Here is a 2,422-nt window from a genome sequence, read left to right on the forward strand (position 1 = left end):
GCTTCCGGAGGGCTCGCTGGTCAATCCGCAGGAGCCTGCACCTATCGGTTGCCGCGCGGCAACGATCAAGCTCTTGACCGGAGTCATTCTGGGGGCGGTGCGTCAGGCAACACCGATGAAAATTCCGGCCGATTCGGCCGCCCAACTCGTCAAACTAGATTACGGCGGCACCGTGCCAAGCCACGGGCGTTTCGTGATGTCGCAAGTGCTCGTAAGTGGTTCAGGAGCGAGCATCGGAGCCGACGGCGTTGACGTTATCGAAACCGACGCAACCAACACTGGCAACGTTCCGGTCGAAACCGTCGAGATGGAAGCGCCCTTGCGGATCCATTGCCTCGGCATAGCGTCCGACAGTGGCGGCGCTGGCAAGCAACGCGGCGGATTGGGGTGCTTCCAGGATGTCGAGCTTCTGGAAGGGGAGATAACGGTCTCATATCGCGGGGAACGCCACTTCCACGCTGCTGCAGGTGCCGATGGGGGCTTACCGGGAGAGAAGAGCTTCGCCTACATCATCCGCGCTGACCAATCGAAGGAGACTATAAGATCCAAGATAGTCACCAAGATGAAAAAGGGCGATCGGCTTGTGCTTCAGACGGCCGGAGGGGGTGGCTTCGGAAAGCCGGAACATCGCGATCGCAAGTTGCTCGCCCAAGACCTCTTCGACGGTAAGGTTAGTAGGGAACGCGCCATCGATATCTACAAGCTGAACGAAGCGGAGCTGGAATACGCGAGAGCCATGAAGGCCCCAGCCTAACCTTAGCGTATGACAAGGCGGACGCGCTGGCTGCAATTGTCAACTACACGCCTCTATGCCGCGGGCCAGCAACAACACGATTCAATCCACCGATGAGAGATATCAAATGAGCAAGACGAGCTGGCGAGGCATACATAGCGTCCTGGTGACGCCCTTCATGACCGATGGAAGCATCGATTTCGAACGCTTCAAGGAATTTGAGCTCGCAAACATTGCCAACGGCGCCGACGGACTGATTGTCTGCGGCAGCACCGGCGAGTTTTACACTATGACCGTCGAGGAACGCGTCGCCCTGTTTAAAGCAACCGTGGAGGTCGCAGCAGGAAAGGTTCCGGTAATTGCGGGTGTGTCGGACCTTCGCAACGACGTAGTAATGGGATTGTGCGCAGCCGCCGAAGCCGCCGGATGCGACGGTATTCTCGCGCTGCCGCCAATATACGCAAAACCAGACCTAAGGGAGACGGAGCTCTTCTACAAGCGCGTTGCCGCAGCAACGAGACTGCCAATTATGCTGTACAACAGCCCGGCGAGGATTGGGGTGAACATGACCCCTGATCTGATTAGCAAGCTGGCCGATATCGAAAATGTGGTCGCCATCAAGGACTCCTCCGCTGACATCCAGCAGGTGACCGAGTTGTGCGCGAAAGTGAAGGATCGTCTGGCCGTATTTGTCGGGTATGAAACAATGATTCGCGCAGCCCTGCCTGTAGGCTGCGTCGGTGTTGTCGCCATGGCACATCAGCTATCAGGCAAGCTAGTACGCAGCTACTATGACGCGTGCGTTGCCGGTGACATACTGACGATCGATAGGCTCGAGCCTGCGTTGTTCGCGATCTATCGGTGCTTCAAAGCGGGAAGTTTCTACGCTGGCATCAAGACCGTCATGACAATCCTCGGACAACCGGTTGGCGCGCCGCGCGAGCCTCTGCTTCCCTATTCTGACGCCCAGGTGGAGACCGTCACTTCAATCCTGAGATCAGCAGACGTATCCGGCGTCATCGCTTCGGTGGAATAAGCATGTGCTCTGCTCGTATCGTGCTGGGCATAGATTCCCATTCAGCTACAGTTTGCTCAACACACTGTTTCGTTCCAGCGCGATATCCGGGTGGCGAACTCTGATCGCTTATCCGTCACACGATACCGAAGTAAGTACTGAAAGAAGATCAAGATGTATGATGAGAAAATCGAGCTGCTGATCGACGGCGTCTGGCGACAGGCGAGCGACGGCCGGGAGCAGGAACTTATAAACCCTGCAACTGAAGAGGTTCTGGCCAAGGTGCCTTTAGCCAGCGAGGCCGACATCGAAGAAGCACTCGCGGCCGCAGCCAAAGGTTTCAAGGTCTGGCGGGCGATGACCGCGCAGCAGCGCTACCAGATCATGATGAAGGCTGCGGATCTGATAGAGGAACGCGAGCATCAGATCGGCAAGGTCTTAACGCAGGAAAACGGCAAACCGCTTGCCGAGTCCGTACCGGAAGTTCATTTTTCCGCTGATGTGACCCGCTGGTATGCTGAGGAGGGGAAGCGAGCGTATGGCCGCATCGTGCCCGCCCGCCTACCCAATGTACGCCAGATGGTGTTCAAAGAGCCGGTTGGTCCAGTTGCGGCATTCGCGGCCTGGAACTTTCCCGCAAGCAACGTGATCCGCAAGATCGCAGGCGCCTTGGG

General features: G+C 57.3%; 3 protein-coding genes. All 3 read left to right on the forward strand.

The features are described from left to right. Nucleotides 1-754, forward strand: a 754-nt coding sequence (locus EOA27_RS32065) for a hydantoinase B/oxoprolinase family protein (protein ID WP_145970674.1), incomplete at its 5' end; no start/stop codon positions are given. 106 nt (nucleotides 755-860) lie between these two features. After that, nucleotides 861-1,769 carry a 4-hydroxy-tetrahydrodipicolinate synthase gene (gene dapA / locus EOA27_RS32070; protein ID WP_127258200.1) on the forward strand — a complete coding sequence of 303 codons (909 nt, stop codon included), beginning with the start codon at nucleotides 861-863 and terminating at the stop codon, nucleotides 1,767-1,769. A gap of 153 nt (nucleotides 1,770-1,922) precedes the next feature. Further along, nucleotides 1,923-2,422 (forward strand): aldehyde dehydrogenase family protein (locus tag EOA27_RS32075; RefSeq protein WP_127258203.1); only part of this gene is annotated, 500 nt, incomplete at its 3' end.

It is taken from the genome of Mesorhizobium sp. M2A.F.Ca.ET.037.01.1.1 (assembly GCF_003998075.1).
Taxonomy (GTDB): Bacteria; Pseudomonadota; Alphaproteobacteria; order Rhizobiales; family Rhizobiaceae; genus Mesorhizobium.

Coding starts and splice junctions, on each gene's coding strand:
- dapA (WP_127258200.1), top strand. CDS start 861: ATGAGCAAGACGAGCTGGCGAGGCATACATAGCGTCCTGGTGACGCCC.